At 72.1% G+C, this 13,940-nt stretch carries 16 protein-coding genes; 11 read left to right on the top strand and 5 right to left on the bottom strand.

What is annotated here, in order from left to right:
* Positions 1-6 precede the first annotated feature (6 nt).
* A complete protein-coding gene (locus OHA99_RS10400) occupies positions 7-594 on the top strand; it encodes a DUF4188 domain-containing protein (RefSeq protein WP_381499513.1) in 588 nt (195 codons plus the stop codon).
* A gap of 67 nt (positions 595-661) precedes the next feature.
* Here OHA99_RS10400 and ndgR read toward each other — a convergent pair whose 3' ends face one another.
* Positions 662-1,378, bottom strand: coding sequence for an IclR family transcriptional regulator NdgR (ndgR, locus tag OHA99_RS10395; protein WP_003973443.1), 717 nt, complete (start codon positions 1,376-1,378; stop codon positions 662-664).
* Positions 1,379-1,575: 197 nt separating this feature from the next.
* Here ndgR and leuC point away from each other — a divergent pair, with 197 nt between their 5' ends.
* From leuC to OHA99_RS10375, 4 genes are all read left to right on the top strand, one after another.
* On the top strand, positions 1,576-3,006 hold the full coding sequence (leuC, locus tag OHA99_RS10390) for a 3-isopropylmalate dehydratase large subunit (RefSeq protein ID WP_153177779.1): 1,431 nt from the start codon (positions 1,576-1,578) through the stop codon (positions 3,004-3,006).
* A 5-nt stretch (positions 3,007-3,011) separates the two neighbouring features.
* Complete coding sequence (gene leuD, locus OHA99_RS10385; RefSeq protein ID WP_153177778.1) at positions 3,012-3,605, top strand: 3-isopropylmalate dehydratase small subunit; 594 nt, start codon at positions 3,012-3,014, stop codon at positions 3,603-3,605.
* 297 nt (positions 3,606-3,902) lie between these two features.
* On the top strand, positions 3,903-4,133 hold the full coding sequence (locus tag OHA99_RS10380) for a hypothetical protein (RefSeq protein ID WP_007444881.1): 231 nt from the start codon (positions 3,903-3,905) through the stop codon (positions 4,131-4,133).
* A 136-nt stretch (positions 4,134-4,269) separates the two neighbouring features.
* Positions 4,270-4,926 (top strand): HU family DNA-binding protein, encoded by a 657-nt coding sequence (locus OHA99_RS10375; RefSeq protein WP_054100823.1) that lies wholly within the window; start codon positions 4,270-4,272, stop codon positions 4,924-4,926.
* A gap of 131 nt (positions 4,927-5,057) precedes the next feature.
* On the opposite strand, the gene OHA99_RS10370 is transcribed toward OHA99_RS10375, so the two are convergent.
* Positions 5,058-5,273, bottom strand: coding sequence for a hypothetical protein (locus tag OHA99_RS10370; protein ID WP_153177777.1), 216 nt, complete (start codon positions 5,271-5,273; stop codon positions 5,058-5,060).
* 9 nt (positions 5,274-5,282) lie between these two features.
* A complete protein-coding gene (cofC, locus tag OHA99_RS10365) occupies positions 5,283-5,921 on the bottom strand; it encodes a 2-phospho-L-lactate guanylyltransferase (protein WP_153177776.1) in 639 nt (212 codons plus the stop codon).
* 143 nt (positions 5,922-6,064) lie between these two features.
* On the opposite strand from cofC, the gene OHA99_RS10360 reads away from it, so the two are divergent.
* The 3 genes from OHA99_RS10360 (at position 6,065) to OHA99_RS10350 (ending at position 9,128) form a co-directional block, all read left to right on the top strand.
* A complete protein-coding gene (locus tag OHA99_RS10360; protein ID WP_153177775.1) occupies positions 6,065-6,859 on the top strand; it encodes a 1-acyl-sn-glycerol-3-phosphate acyltransferase in 795 nt (264 codons plus the stop codon).
* Positions 6,856-7,866: an NAD(P)H-dependent glycerol-3-phosphate dehydrogenase gene (locus OHA99_RS10355; protein WP_153177774.1), complete on the top strand. Its 1,011-nt coding sequence runs from the start codon at positions 6,856-6,858 to the stop codon at positions 7,864-7,866. The genes OHA99_RS10360 and OHA99_RS10355 overlap by 4 nt, the downstream gene beginning before the upstream one ends.
* Before the next feature lie 92 nt (positions 7,867-7,958).
* Positions 7,959-9,128: a D-alanine--D-alanine ligase family protein gene (locus OHA99_RS10350; RefSeq protein ID WP_153177773.1), complete on the top strand. Its 1,170-nt coding sequence runs from the start codon at positions 7,959-7,961 to the stop codon at positions 9,126-9,128.
* A gap of 178 nt (positions 9,129-9,306) precedes the next feature.
* Here OHA99_RS10350 and OHA99_RS10345 read toward each other — a convergent pair whose 3' ends face one another.
* Entirely contained in the window at positions 9,307-9,540 is a 234-nt protein-coding gene (locus tag OHA99_RS10345; protein WP_003973433.1) for an Lrp/AsnC family transcriptional regulator, read from the bottom strand.
* A 245-nt stretch (positions 9,541-9,785) separates the two neighbouring features.
* Between OHA99_RS10345 and OHA99_RS10340 the strand changes: the two genes are divergently transcribed.
* Positions 9,786-10,754 carry a thiamine-phosphate kinase gene (locus OHA99_RS10340; RefSeq protein WP_153177772.1) on the top strand — a complete coding sequence of 323 codons (969 nt, stop codon included), beginning with the start codon at positions 9,786-9,788 and terminating at the stop codon, positions 10,752-10,754.
* Positions 10,751-11,548, top strand: a complete 798-nt coding sequence (gene thiD, locus OHA99_RS10335) for a bifunctional hydroxymethylpyrimidine kinase/phosphomethylpyrimidine kinase (RefSeq protein ID WP_153177771.1) — start codon at positions 10,751-10,753, stop codon at positions 11,546-11,548. Before OHA99_RS10340 ends, thiD begins: the two co-directional genes overlap by 4 nt.
* A 125-nt stretch (positions 11,549-11,673) precedes the next feature.
* On the opposite strand, the gene rpmB is transcribed toward thiD, so the two are convergent.
* Complete coding sequence (gene rpmB / locus OHA99_RS10330; protein WP_003993230.1) at positions 11,674-11,859, bottom strand: 50S ribosomal protein L28; 186 nt, start codon at positions 11,857-11,859, stop codon at positions 11,674-11,676.
* A gap of 266 nt (positions 11,860-12,125) precedes the next feature.
* On the opposite strand from rpmB, the gene OHA99_RS10325 reads away from it, so the two are divergent.
* Entirely contained in the window at positions 12,126-13,874 is a 1,749-nt protein-coding gene (locus OHA99_RS10325) for a DAK2 domain-containing protein (protein ID WP_153177770.1), read from the top strand.
* Positions 13,875-13,940 lie beyond the last annotated feature (66 nt).

Raw genomic sequence — 13,940 nt, 5'->3', positions numbered from 1 at the left:
GGCGTCATGCCGGGCAGGAACGCGACCGCGACCCGCACCACCGCCGCCGCCGAGGGGGACGTGACCGTCCTGCTCATCGGCATGCGGATCAACCACTTCTGGGCCGTGCACCACTGGCTGCCGGTCTTCCTCGCCATGCCGCGCATGCTCCGCGAGCTGGCGAAGGACCCGGAGCGCGGGCTCCTGAACCACGTCCTGCTGACGGCCTCGCCGCGGACGTACTACGTCGTCCAGTACTGGGAGTCCAAGGAGAAGCTCTACAAGTACGCCCACGCGCCCGAGACGTTCCACCACCGGGCCTGGGCGATCATCAACCGCAAGGAGCGCAAGGGGCAGGTGCGCGGGCACGTGGGCCTGTGGCACGAGGCGTACGTCGTGCCCGAGGGGTCGTACGAGTCGATCTACGCCGACATGCCCGCGTTCGGGCTCGCGGCGGCGCACGGACAGGTGCCGCTCGAGCGGCGCGGCAAGCGCGCACGGGACCGCTTCGCGTACCGGTCGGAGAAGACCGCCGAGAAAGCCGCCGGGAAGACCGCCGGCAAACGGGCGGAGAAGCGGGTCGTCGCCCCGGAGAAGGCCGCGGACGGGGTCTGAGAACGGCGCCGGGCCCGCCGCGGCGTTGAGGCGGGCCCGTGACCGGTCGGAAGCGTCCGGGGGATGGTCAGCCGTTGCGGCGCAGTGCCTCGGAGAGGCGGCCGGCGGCGTCGATGATGGCCTGCGCGTGCATGCGGCCGGGGTGACGGCTGAGGCGCTCGATGGGGCCGGAGACGGACACGGCGGCCACCACGCGGTTGGAGGGGCCGCGCACCGGCGCGGAGACGGACGCGACGCCGGGCTCGCGCTCGCCGATGGACTGGGCCCAGCCGCGGCGCCGCACGCCGGACAGCGCCGTCGCCGTGAAGCGGGCGCCCTGGAGGCCGCGGTGGAGGCGCTCGGGCTCCTCCCAGGCCATGAGGATCTGCGCCGAGGAGCCGGCCTTCATGGTGAGCGTGGAGCCGACCGGGACCGTGTCCCTGAGGCCCGACAGACGCTCGGCCGCGGCCACGCAGATGCGCATGTCGCCCTGGCGGCGGTAGAGCTGGGCGCTCTCGCCCGTGACGTCGCGCAGGTGGGTGAGGACCGGGCCCGCCGTGGCGAGCAGGCGGTCCTCGCCGGCCGCCGCGGCCAGTTCGGCCAGGCGCGGGCCGAGGATGAAACGGCCCTGCATGTCGCGCGCCACCATACGGTGGTGTTCCAGCGCCACGGCCAGGCGGTGGGCCGTGGGTCGTGCCAGTCCGGTCGCACCGACCAACCCCGCGAGGGTGGCCGGGCCGGACTCCAGAGCGCTCAGGACGAGGGCCGCCTTGTCCAGAACGCCGACGCCGCTACTGTTGTCCATGACACGATACTCCCGTCTCACTCTGTGAAACGCAAGTTCAATTTTCCATGGAACGCGCCACCCTGGACGGCAGGAAGTCACAACGGCCCGTGACGAAAGGGCCTGGTGGCGGTTGCCCGGAAACACAGGGGTGCGGGCACCGCTTCCCCAAGATCTCTAGTTGGGTCGGCGCTCCGTCGCCGACCGAAGGGAAAGCGATGGGTAGGACACTCGCGGAGAAGGTCTGGGACGACCACGTCGTCCGGCGCGCCGAGGGCGAGCCCGACCTCCTCTTCATCGATCTGCACCTGCTGCACGAGGTGACCAGCCCGCAGGCCTTCGACGGCCTCCGCAAGAGCGGCCGCCCGGTGCGGCGGCTCGACCTGACCATCGCCACCGAGGACCACAACACCCCGACGCTCGACATCGACAAGCCCATCGCGGACCCGGTCTCCCGGGCCCAGCTGGAGACGCTGCGCAAGAACTGCGCGGAGTTCGGCGTCCGGCTGCACCCGCTGGGCGACGTGGAGCAGGGCGTCGTGCACGTCGTCGGCCCGCAGCTGGGCCTGACCCAGCCCGGCACCACCGTGGTCTGCGGCGACTCGCACACCTCGACGCACGGCGCCTTCGGCGCGCTGGCGTTCGGCATCGGCACCTCCCAGGTCGAGCACGTGCTGGCCACCCAGACGCTGCCGATGGCCCGCCCGAAGACCATGGCGATCACCGTCAACGGCGAGCTGCCCGACGGCGTCACGGCCAAGGACCTGATCCTGGCGATCATCGCGAAGATCGGCACCGGCGGCGGCCAGGGCTACATCCTGGAGTACCGCGGCGAGGCCATCGAGAAGCTCTCGATGGAGGCCCGCATGACCATCTGCAACATGTCCATCGAGGCCGGCGCCCGCGCGGGCATGATCGCCCCCGACGAGACCACCTTCAACTACCTCCAGGGCCGCCCGCACGCCCCCGAGGGCGCCGACTGGGACGCCGCGGTCGCGTACTGGAAGACGCTGCGCACGGACGACGACGCCGAGTTCGACGCCGAGGTGGTCGTCGAGGCGGCCGAGCTGGCGCCGTTCGTCACCTGGGGCACCAACCCCGGCCAGGGCGCACCGCTTTCCGCGGCCGTCCCCGACCCGGCTTCGTACGAGGACGCCTCGGAGCGCTTCGCCGCCGAAAAGGCCCTGGAGTACATGGGCTTGGAGGCCGGTCAGCCGCTGCGCTCCATCACGGTGGACACCGTCTTCGTGGGCTCCTGCACCAACGGCCGCATCGAGGACCTGCGCGCCGCCGCGGAGATCGTCCGGGACCGCAAAGTCGCCGACGGCGTACGCATGCTGGTCGTCCCGGGCTCCGCGCGGGTCGGTCTCCAGGCCGTCTCCGAGGGCCTGGACGTGGTCTTCAAGGAGGCCGGCGCCGAATGGCGGCACGCGGGGTGCTCGATGTGCCTGGGCATGAACCCGGACCAGCTCGCCCCCGGTGAGCGCTCCGCCTCCACGTCCAACCGCAACTTCGAGGGGCGCCAGGGCAAGGGCGGTCGCACCCACCTGGTGTCGCCGCAGGTGGCGGCCGCGACGGCGGTCCTGGGCCACCTCGCCTCCCCGGCCGACCTGTCCGCCGCCGACGTCCCCACGCCCGCTGGAGTCTGAGAGTCATGGAAGCGTTCACCAAGCACACCGGCCGGGCCGTCCCGCTGCGCCGCAGCAACGTCGACACCGACCAGATCATCCCCGCCCACTGGCTCAAGAAGGTGACCCGGGACGGGTTCGAGGACGGGCTCTTCGAGGCCTGGCGCAAGGACCCCGAGTTCGTGCTCAACCGGCCCGAGCGCGAGGGCGCCACCGTCCTGGTCGCGGGCCCCGACTTCGGCACCGGCTCCTCCCGCGAGCACGCCGTCTGGGCCCTCCAGAACTACGGCTTCAAGACCGTGATCTCCTCCCGCTTCGCCGACATCTTCCGGGGCAACTCGCTGAAGAACGGCCTGCTCACCGTCGTCCTCGACCAGAAGATCGTGGACGCGCTGTGGGAGCTGGTGGAGAAGGACCCGCAGGCCGAGATCACCGTCGACCTGGAGGCCCGCGAGGTCCGCGCCGAGGGCGTCACCGCCTCCTTCGAGCTGGACGAGAACTCCCGCTGGCGGCTGCTGAACGGGCTGGACGACATCTCGATCACGCTCCGCAACGAGGAGGACATCGCCGCGTACGAGGCGAAGCGCCCGTCGTTCAAGCCGCAGACCGTCCAGGTCTGATCCCCCGGAGCTCCCACGGACCCGCCACGGTCCTCCCCGGCGCTCCGCAAGGTCGAGTTTCGGCCACCCAACACCCCCGCCGTACCCCCGATCAGCCCGATCGGGGGTACGGCTGTTTTCGGCTCCGCCCGGGGCCGCCTGTCCTCGGCGTGACGCACAACGTCCCACGTTAGAGGCGTTGTTGCCGGGGTACTCGCGACGTCGAGGACCGGTTTCCGCCAGTGCCAGGAAGGCCGTTCGAGGCGGCAGTTGCCCCCTGCGCAGGCGACAACTCGCCCCAGATGGCACAATCTGTGCATGGAACACGACGGCCAACTCGAGCTCTATACGGCGGTCGCGGTCCGGCTCAAGGAAGCGCACACAAGAGTGCGCGCACTGCAAGTCCCGGAGGGCGTACGGATGGCGCTGACCCGGAAGCTGCTGGTCATTACGGCCGCGGCCAAACACGATCTCACCGGTGCGGCAGGGCGCCTGGACCGGTTCATCGCCGACCTCGACGCGGGTCGATTCCCCGAAGAGGAAGGCTGAACCGGCCGCACAGCCCGAGTCCGTTGCGGCACAAGGGTGATTAGCCCGTTTCGTGTTTGATTTGCGGTATATATCTGCCTAACGTGCGAAAAAGCTTGAACACTTTCGTTCTGGCGAGGTCTCCGAAGGGGAAGACGTGAACAAGGCGCAGCTCGTAGAAGCGATTGCCGACAAGCTGGGAGGCCGGCAGCAGGCCGCCGACGCCGTCGACGCGGTCCTGGACGCCCTCGTCCGTGCCGTCGTCGCGGGTGACCGGGTCTCGGTCACCGGCTTCGGCTCCTTCGAGAAGGTCGACCGCCCCGCCCGCTACGCCCGCAACCCCCAGACGGGCGAGCGGGTTCGGGTCAAGAAGACCTCCGTGCCGCGCTTCCGCGCGGGCCAGGGCTTCAAGGACCTGGTGAGCGGCTCGAAGAAGCTCCCGAAGAACGACATCGCGGTCAAGAAGGCCCCCAAGGGCAGCCTGTCCGGCCCGCCGCCCACCATCTCCAAGGCCGCGGGCAAGAAGGCCGCCGCCAAGAAGGCCACGGGTGCGGCGAAGAAGACCACGGGTGCCGCCAAGAAGACGTCCGCGGCGGCGAAGAAGACGACCGCGAAGAAGACCACCGGGGCCGCGAAGACGACGGCGAAGAAGACCACCGCCAAGAAGTCCGCCGCCAAGAGCACCACGGCGGCCGCGAAGAAGTCCGCCGCCAAGAAGGCCCCCGCGAAGAAGGCGACCGCCAAGAAGGCCCCGGCCAAGAAGTCGACGGCCCGCAAGACCACCGCCAAGAAGGCCACCGCCCGCAAGAAGTAGCAGGCGGTAACGAGCAGCAGCAGGCGAACGGGCACAGGGCACTCACGCGCCGGGCCGGACTCCCTCTCGGAGTCCGGCCCGCGGCGTGTCAGGGGTGGGGCGTGTCAGGGGTGGGGCGACGGCCCGGCGGATCAGAACGTCTGCAACGTCACCAGGGTGATCCGGGGTCCCGTGCCCTCGGTCCCGCCTTCGGCCTCCGTCTCGATCCGCACCCGCTGTCCGGGGCGCAGCAGCCTGAGGCCCCCCGCGTCGAACGCCGCCGCGTCGAAGGGCACGGGCGTGCCGTCGTCGAGCAGCACCTGCCCGCTGCGGCTCTCGGGGTCGTACGTGTACGCGGTCGCCTGCATGCGCGCAGCCTACTGCCCGGCGATCAGCAACCGCGCCGCCACCGCGGCCGTTCGGGGCCCCACGCCGAGCGCCAGCGCGGAGCGGAGATCACCGCCGGTGTCGACGTCCTGCCGTACGGAATCCACGCCGCCGGGGCACAGTTCCACCGCGCCGGACGCCCGGTGGCGGGCCCGGGAATCCGTACCGAATGCGGGGGCCAATTCCCGGCCCGGGGCCACGGCCAGCAAGGTGGTGCCGATTCCGGCCGCGTCCGGGAGAAAAGAGCGCGGGAATTGCGCGGCCGCCGCCAGCACCCGCGCCAATTCCGCCGGCCGCAGCGCGGGAAGGTCGGCGTTGAGCGCGGCCACCGGGATTTCCGGCCGGCCCGCCCGTACCACGGCCGCCCCGTGCGCCAGCGCGGCGTTCAGGCCGCCGCCGGGTTCGTCCGCGACGACGCCCGCGCCGAGCGCCGCCAGCTCCCGTCCGGCCCGCGCGTCGTCCGTGACGACTGCCACATCGCCGACCGCCGGGCAGGCCAGCGCGGCTGCCACGGTGTCCTGTGCGAACGCCAGCGCGAGCCCCGGCCGCACCCCGTCGCCGGCGGTGTCCGACAGCCTGCTCTTGGCCCGGGCGAGGGTCTTCACGGGTACGACCAAGGTCCACTGCACGAGCGTTCCGTCCTTCTCTCGTCGCCGTCATTGTCACCTGCGAGACCTGGCGGTTCACTCTTCGGGGCGTACGGTGTTCTCGACAGACGGGCGGCCCGGGGCGACACTTGTCCGGCCCCAGGCCCTGGAGGAAAGGTGTCAGCGTGCCCCGCCGCAGAATCGGCTTCTGGTACCGCTTGGCCGCGGTGATCTGCAAACCGCCGCTGGTGGTTCTGATCAAGCGGGACTGGCGGGGAATGGAGAACATTCCGGCCGAGGGTGGATTTATCACCGCCGTGAACCACAATTCGCACGTCGACCCCTTCGCGTACGCGCACTACCAGTACAACACCGGACGGGTCCCGCGATTCCTGGCGAAGAGCGGTCTTTTCAAGAAGGGCTTCGTCGGCGCCGCGATGCGCGGGACCGGGCAGATCCCCGTCTACCGCGAGAGCACGGACGCGCTGAGCGCCTTCCGCGCCGCGATCGACGCCGTGCAGCGCGGCGAGTGCGTGGCGTTCTACCCCGAGGGCACTCTCACCCGCGACCCGGACGGCTGGCCCATGACCGCCAAGACCGGTGCCGCGCGCGTCGCCCTCCAGACCAAGTGCCCGGTGATCCCGGTCGCCCAGTGGGGCTGCAACGAACTGCTGCCGCCGTACACGAAGAAGCCGAACCTCCTGCCGCGCAAGACCCATCAGGTGCTCGCCGGCCCGCCGGTCGACCTGTCGCGGTTCTACGACCAGGAGATGACCACGGAGGTGCTGAAGGAGGCCACCGAGGTCATCATGGCCGCCGTCACCCGCCAGCTGGAGGAGATCCGCGGCGAGAAGGCACCCGAAACCCCCTACGACCCGCGCCGCGAGCGGATCGAACAGCGACGCCGGACGCGGCAGGCGAAGTCGCAGCCGACGCCGCCGAGGACGCAAGGACCGCAGGCAGAAGGGCAGAGCACGTGAGCAAGCCGGTCAAGGCGGCCGTCTTCGGCACCGGATCCTGGGGCACCGCCTTCGGCACGGTCCTCGCCGACGCGGGCTGCGACGTCACTCTGTGGGGACGCCGCGCCGCACTCGCCGACGCCGTCAACTCCACCCGCACCAACCCGGACTACCTGCCCGGCGTGGAGCTCCCCGAGAACCTGCGGGCCACCACCGACGCCGCCGAGGCCGCGCGGGACGCCGACTTCACCGTCCTCGCCGTCCCCTCCCAGACGCTGCGCGCCGGACTCGCCGACTGGACGCCCCTGCTGGCGCCCGGCACCGTCCTGGTCTCGCTCATGAAGGGCGTCGAACTCGGCTCCGCGATGCGGATGAGCGAGGTCATCGGGGACGTCGCCGAGGTCGGCCCCGAGCGCATCGCCGTGGTCACCGGCCCCAACCTGGCCCGCGAGATCGCCGCCCGCATGCCGGCCGCCGCCGTGGTCGCCTGCCCCGACGAGTCCGTCGCTCAGCGCCTCCAGACCGCCTGCCACACGCCGTACTTCCGCCCTTACACCAACACCGACGTCGTCGGCTGCGAACTGGGCGGCGCCGTGAAGAACGTGATCGGGCTCGCCGTCGGCATCGCGGACGGCATGGGCCTGGGCGACAACGCCAAGGGCTCCCTCATCACCCGGGGCCTCGCCGAGACCACCCGCCTCGGAGTCGCCCTCGGTGCCGACCCGCTGACCTTCTCCGGACTGGCCGGACTCGGCGACCTGGTGGCGACCTGCTCCTCCCCGCTGTCCCGCAACCACACCTTCGGCACCAACCTCGGCAAGGGCATGACCCTGGAGGAGACCATCGCGGTCACCAAGCAGACCGCCGAGGGCGTCAAGTCCTGCGAGTCGGTGCTGGACCTGGCCCGCCGGCACGGCGTCGACATGCCGATCACCGAGACGGTCGTCGCCATCGTGCACGAGGGCAAGTCCCCGATGGTCGCCGTGAAGGAACTGATGTCGCGCAGCGCGAAGCCCGAACGACGCTGAGCGACACCGCCCGGCGCCCGGTGGAAACCGGGCGCCACGCGGCCCCGCAGACGCTGACTCACGGCACCGCGGGCGGGTACTCTCGACGCGATATGAGCACCGAGAACCTCCCCCAGAACCCTGAGCAGAGCCCTCAGCAGCCGCCCCGCAAGCCGCGGGTGGCCGTCGTGTTCGGCGGGCGCAGCTCCGAACACGGGATCTCCGTGGTCACCGCCGGCGCCGTCCTCGCGGCCATCGACCGGACGCGCTACGACGTTCTGCCGATCGGCATCACCCGCGACGGCCGCTGGGCCCTCACCGCCGACGAACCGGAACGCATGGCGATCACCGAACGCCGTACGCCCGACGTCGAGGAACTGGCCGAGTCGACCGAGGGCGGCGTGCTGCTGCCCGTCGACCCCGCCAACCGCGAGGTCGTCTACAGCGAACCGGGCTCGGTGCCCAAGGCGCTCGGCGAGGTCGACGTCGTCTTCCCCGTGCTGCACGGCCCCTACGGCGAGGACGGCACCCTCCAGGGCCTGCTGGAGCTGTCCGGCGTGCCGTACGTCGGCGCGGGCGTCCTCGCCTCCGCCGTCGGCCAGGACAAGGAGTACATGAAGGCGGTCTTCACCTCCTACGGGCTGAAGGTCGGCCCGTACGCGGTGATCCGGCCCCGCGAGTGGGAGCAGGACCGCTCCGGCGCCCGCAAGAAGATCGTCGACTTCGCCGGCGAGCACGGCTGGCCGCTGTTCGTGAAGCCCGCCCGCGCGGGCTCCTCCATCGGCATCACCAAGGTCGACGACCTCTCCGGCCTCGACGAGGCGATCGAGGAGGCCCGGCGCCACGACCCGAAGATCCTGGTCGAGGCGGCGCTTCGGGGCCGGGAGATCGAGTGCGGGGTGCTGGAGTTCGAGGACGGCCCCCGGGCCTCCGTCCCGGCCGAGATCCCGCCGCCCTCGGAGCACGCGTACTACGACTTCGAGGCCAAGTACATCGACTCCACGCCCGGCATCGTGCCGGCCCCGCTGACGGCCGAGGAGACCGCCGAGGTCCGGCGCCTGGCCGTGGCGGCCTTCGACGCGGCCTCCTGCGAGGGGCTGGTGCGGGCGGACTTCTTCCTCACCGAGGACGACGAGTTCGTCATCAACGAGATCAACACCATGCCCGGCTTCACGCCGATCTCCATGTACCCGCAGATGTGGCAGGCGAGCGGCGTGAGCTACCCGGAGCTGGTGGACCGGCTGGTCCAGGCGGCGCTGCGGCGGTCCACGGGACTGCGCTGACGCGTTTCGCGCCGTGACCACGCAGAAGGCGACTCCCTCGGGGGTCGCCTTCTCGCAGTATGATCAGCGGGTTTCCTGTCCGGTCCGGGAACCGTCGTCTGCTTGCCGTCGTCTGCTGAGGAACAGCACGGGGCGGCGATCAACAGGACGGGACCGAGCGGCGGTGAGGGGGCAGGGGCTAGAGATGGACGACCGGACAGGTCAGAGTGCGGGTGATGCCGTCCACCTGCTGGACCTTGGCGACCACCATGCGACCCAGTTCGTCGACGGTGTCGGACTGGGCGCGGACGATGACGTCGTAGGGTCCTGTCACGTCCTCGGCCTGGATCACACCAGGGAGTTTGCTGATCGTCTCGGCGACGGTCGACGCCTTGCCGACCTCCGTCTGGATCAGGATGTACGCCTGTACCACGGAACCTCCAGAGCGGCCACGAGGATCATGTGGGGAAAAGGAACGCCACGGTATCGCGTAGCCGCTCTCCGAGGGGAGACCCTCGGGCCGCGGGCCTCGCGCGTCGGGGTGCCGGTAGGACACGAGTTGACGATCACGCCGACCGTGGCGACGGTCATTCCGACCGTAACGAGGACAGAGATGACGCGCGACCGGGCACGGACACGGGCACGGACAGGGACTGGGACAGAAGGGGAGCCAAGGCGATGAAGGGCACTGTTGGTGAGCTGGGGGAGTTCGGGCTCATCAGGGAGCTCACCTCCCGTCTCACCACCACCCCCGCGGTCCGGGTCGGACCCGGCGACGACGCCGCGGTGGTCGCCGCGCCCGACCGCAGGGTGGTGGCCAGCACCGACATCCTCGTCGAGGGGCGGCACTTCCGCCGGGACTGGTCCACCGCGTACGACGTGGGCCGCAAGGCGGCCGCGCAGAACCTGGCCGACATCGCCGCCATGGGGGCCGTGCCGACCGCGCTGCTGCTCGGCCTGGTCGTGCCCGCCGAACTGCCGGTGACCTGGCCGACCGAGCTGATGGACGGGCTGCGCGACGAGTGCCAGGTCGCGGGCGCCTCCGTAGTCGGCGGCGACGTGGTGGGCGGCGACACCATCACCGTCTCCATCACCGCCCTCGGCGACCTGCGCAATCAGGAGCCCGTCACCCGGGCCGGCGCCCAGCCCGGCGACCTCGTCGCGGTGACCGGCTGGCTGGGCTGGTCCGCCGCCGGGTTCGCCGTCCTCTCCCGCGGCTTCCGCTCGCCGCGCGCCTTCGTCGAGGCCCACCGCCGCCCCGAGCCGCCGTACCACGCCGGTCCGGCCGCCGCGGGGCTCGGCGCCACCGCCATGTGCGACGTGAGCGACGGCCTGATCGCCGACCTGGGGCACATCGCGGAGGCCAGCAAGGTCCGCATCGACATCCGCTCCGGGCAGATCGACATCCCGTCCCAGATGAACGACATCGGGCAGGCCGTCGGCGTCGACCCCATGCAGTGGGTGCTCACCGGCGGCGAGGACCACGCCATCGTGGCGACCTTCCCGCCGGACGTGAAGCTGCCCGCACGCTGGAAGGTCATCGGCGAGGTCCTCAACCCCTCCGCACTGCCCCAGGTGACGGTCGACGGCGCCCCCTGGACCACCAAGGGCGGCTGGGACCACTTCGCCGGGGACGTGGAGTCGTGAGGCCGCCGCTGGTCCTCACCGTGGCCGGCTCCGACTCCGGCGGCGGCGCCGGGATCCAGGCCGACCTCAAGACGATGCTCGCCCTCGGCACCCACGGCATGAGCGTCCTCACCGCGGTCACCGCCCAGAACTCCCGCGGCGTCCAGGGCGCCTGGGAGCTGCCCGTGGACGCGGTGCGGGCCCAGTACCGCAGCGTCGTGGACGACATCGGCGTCCAGGCGGTCAAGACCGGGATGCTCTCCTCCGCCGAACTGGTGGAGACCGTCGCCGACTTGCTCGCCGGCACCGACGCCCCCGCCGTCGTGGACCCGGTCGGCGTCTCCAAGCACGGGGACGCGCTGCTCGCGGCCTCCGCACTGGAATCGGTGCGCACCAGGCTCCTCCCGGTCGCCACCGTCGCCACCCCCAACCTCGACGAGGTCGCCCACCTCACCGGCGTACGCGTCGAGTCCGACACCGACCTGCGCCGGGCGGCGGCCGCCGTGCTGGAGTACGGCCCGCGCTGGGCCCTGATCAAGGGCGGCCACCTGGCCGGTGACGCCGTCGACCTGCTCACCGACGGCTCCGAGGAACACTGGCTGCGCGCCCCCCGCCTCGACAACCGCCACACGCACGGCACGGGCTGCACCCTCGCCTCCGCGGTGGCCTGCGGACTGGCGAAGGGGCAGTCGGTGCCGGAGGCGGTGAGGGCGGCCAAGGACTACGTCACCGGTGCGATCGCGGCAGGCTTCGCGCTGGGCGACGGCATCGGCCCGGTGGACCACGGCTGGGCGCTCGGAGCGGACACTCCCTGAGCTCGATGCCCGTGGCCGTGCTCGATGCCCGTGGCTGCCGGGGCACGGCAAAAAGCCGGTCCACACGAGGTGGACCGGCTCCCTACAGCGGACCAGGCAGTGGCCGCGCGCTCAGCTGAGACGCGTCAGCGCGAGACCTTGCCGGCCTTGATGCACGAGGTGCAAGCGTTCACGCGCTTCGGCGTCCCGCCCACCACGGTACGCACACGCTGGATGTTCGGGTTCCAGCGACGGGACGTACGGCGGTGCGAGTGCGAGATGTTGTTGCCGAAGCCCGGCCCCTTGCCACAGACGTCGCAGTTGGCAGCCACGGGTCACTCCAAAGACTTCAGATGCACTTACGGTTGATCCCGGCATGCCGGGATCAAGCTCTCGGACTCGCGAACGGGCCGGGATCTGAGTGGCGGTGCCAGGGGGATGGCCCGATCGGGATCGGGCAACCGGAGCAGCATACAACGGCTGCTCCCGTACAACGAAACTACCACGGCAGCTCAGAGGGCCGTCCCGGCCCTCTTCCGGTGGGCCGGCGGCCCAAGGTCTACGCTGCCAGCCACGTCCGCACTCCAGGGAGGCGCAGGTGGCGCAGGTGCCGCAGAGGTTCTTCGACGCTCTGGCGGTGCGCACCTGGTGCGGTCTGTCGCTGCGCGCGCTGGGGCGGGCGCGCGAGGAGATCGACGCGATCAACGTCTATCCCGTCGCCGACGGGGACACCGGGACCAACCTCTACCTGACCGTCGAGTCGGCCTGCGCCGCGGTGGAGGCCGTCTTCGCGGCCCACGAGGTGGAGGGGGCGGTCCGGGACGCGGGCGAGGGTGCCCGGGACGTGGGCGAGGACGTCCTGAGCGCGGACGAGGGTGCACTGAAGGCGGACGGCGGGCCCTCGCTGGCCGACGCCGTGGGTGCCATGGCACACGGCGCGCTGATCGGCGCGCGGGGCAACTCCGGCACGATCCTCGCCCAACTGCTGCGCGGCATGGCCCAGGTGCTCGCCGTGCGGGGTGACTCCGGCCACACCGAGGGTGCCGGACTGCGGCTGGCCCTGCGGCACGCCGCCGCGTCCGCCCGGCAGGCCGTGGCCCACCCGGTCGAGGGCACCGTCCTGACCGTGGCCTCGGCCGCCGCCGACGCGGCCGAAGAAGCCGGGGGCGGCTGCGCCGAGGTGGCCCGCGCCGCCTACGAGGGTGCCCGCGCGGCGCTCGTCGCCACTCCGGGCCAGCTGCCCGTCCTGGAGCGCGCCGGAGTGGTCGACGCGGGCGGCCACGGCCTGGTGACGGTCCTCGCGGCCCTGGTGGAGACGTTCACGGGCCGGGCGCCGGGGCCGGTCGCCGTGCCGCACGCGCGCGTGGAGCACGGCGGCGAGGGCCCCGCGGCGGGGGAGTGCGCCACGGAGGGCGACGAGAGCGGTCCCGCCTTCGAGGTGATCTACCTCCTGGAGGCCGAGGACGCGGCCGTGGCCCGGCTGCGGCAGCGGCTCGACGCCCTCGGGGACTCGCTCGTCGTGGTCGGCGGCGACGGCCTGTGGAACGTCCACGTGCACGTCGACGACGCGGGCGCCGCCGTCGAGGCGGGCGTCGAGGCCGGACGGCCGTACCGGATCCGCATCACCCACTTCGGGCACGGCGACGCGCACACCACCGGGACCGAGCGCCCGCCCCGGGAACGGACCCAGCGCGCCGTGGTGGCCGTCGTGCCGGGGGAGGGGCTGGCCGAGCTGTGCACGGAGGCCGGCGCGACCACCGTGCTCGCGCGCCCCGGGGAGCCGCCCGCGAGCGGCGAGCTGGTCCAGGCGGTCCGGCGGGCGCACGCGCGCGAGGTGGTCCTGCTGCCCAACGACGCCGAGCTGCGCCACACCGCCGCCGCGGCGGCCGAGCAGGCCCGTACCGAGGGCATCCGCGTCGCCCTCATCCCGACCCGTTCCGCGGTCCAGGGCATCGCCGCGCTCGCCGTGCACGAGCCCGAGCGGCGCTTCGACGAGGACGTGGTGGCGATGACCTCGGCGGCCGGCGCCACCCGCCACGCCGAGGTCACCGTCGCCGAACGCCAGTCCTGGACCACGGCGGGCATCTGCCAGGCCGGGGACGTGCTCGGCCTCATCGACGGAGACGTGGCCGTGATCGGCGCCGACGTCTCGGAGGTCGCCGCCACCGTCCTGGACCGCATGCTGTCGGCCGGCGGCGAGCTGGTCACCCTCGTCCTCGGCGACGAGGCCCCGCAGGCCGTCGCCGACCGGCTGGAGGCCCGCGTCCGCGACGCCTACCTCGCCGTCGACACGGTGGTCTACCGGGGCGGCCGGCAGGGCGCGCTGCTGCTGGTCGGCGTGGAGTAGGGCCGGCCCCGGGCGGAGCGGGACGGGCCGGTACGGCGCTCCCCTCGGCCGTTGTCAGTGGCGTGG

The sequence above is a fragment of the Streptomyces coelicoflavus genome (genome assembly GCF_045041415.1).
GTDB classification, from domain to species: Bacteria; Actinomycetota; Actinomycetes; order Streptomycetales; family Streptomycetaceae; genus Streptomyces; species Streptomyces coelicoflavus.
Note: the sequence above shows the minus strand (reverse complement) of the source record. Positions and strands in the feature narration are given on the sequence as shown.

Excerpts from the sequence above, each read along its gene's own strand:
- OHA99_RS10400 (WP_381499513.1), top strand. The coding sequence starts at position 7 with ATGCCGGGCAGGAACGCGACCGCGACCCGCACCACCGCCGCCGCCGAG.
- ndgR (WP_003973443.1), bottom strand. The coding sequence starts at position 1,378 with ATGGACAACAGTAGCGGCGTCGGCGTTCTGGACAAGGCGGCCCTCGTC.
- leuC (WP_153177779.1), top strand. The coding sequence starts at position 1,576 with ATGGGTAGGACACTCGCGGAGAAGGTCTGGGACGACCACGTCGTCCGG.
- leuD (WP_153177778.1), top strand. The coding sequence starts at position 3,012 with ATGGAAGCGTTCACCAAGCACACCGGCCGGGCCGTCCCGCTGCGCCGC.
- OHA99_RS10380 (WP_007444881.1), top strand. The coding sequence starts at position 3,903 with ATGGAACACGACGGCCAACTCGAGCTCTATACGGCGGTCGCGGTCCGG.
- OHA99_RS10370 (WP_153177777.1), bottom strand. The coding sequence starts at position 5,273 with ATGCAGGCGACCGCGTACACGTACGACCCCGAGAGCCGCAGCGGGCAG.
- OHA99_RS10350 (WP_153177773.1), top strand. The coding sequence starts at position 7,959 with ATGAGCACCGAGAACCTCCCCCAGAACCCTGAGCAGAGCCCTCAGCAG.
- OHA99_RS10340 (WP_153177772.1), top strand. The coding sequence starts at position 9,786 with ATGAAGGGCACTGTTGGTGAGCTGGGGGAGTTCGGGCTCATCAGGGAG.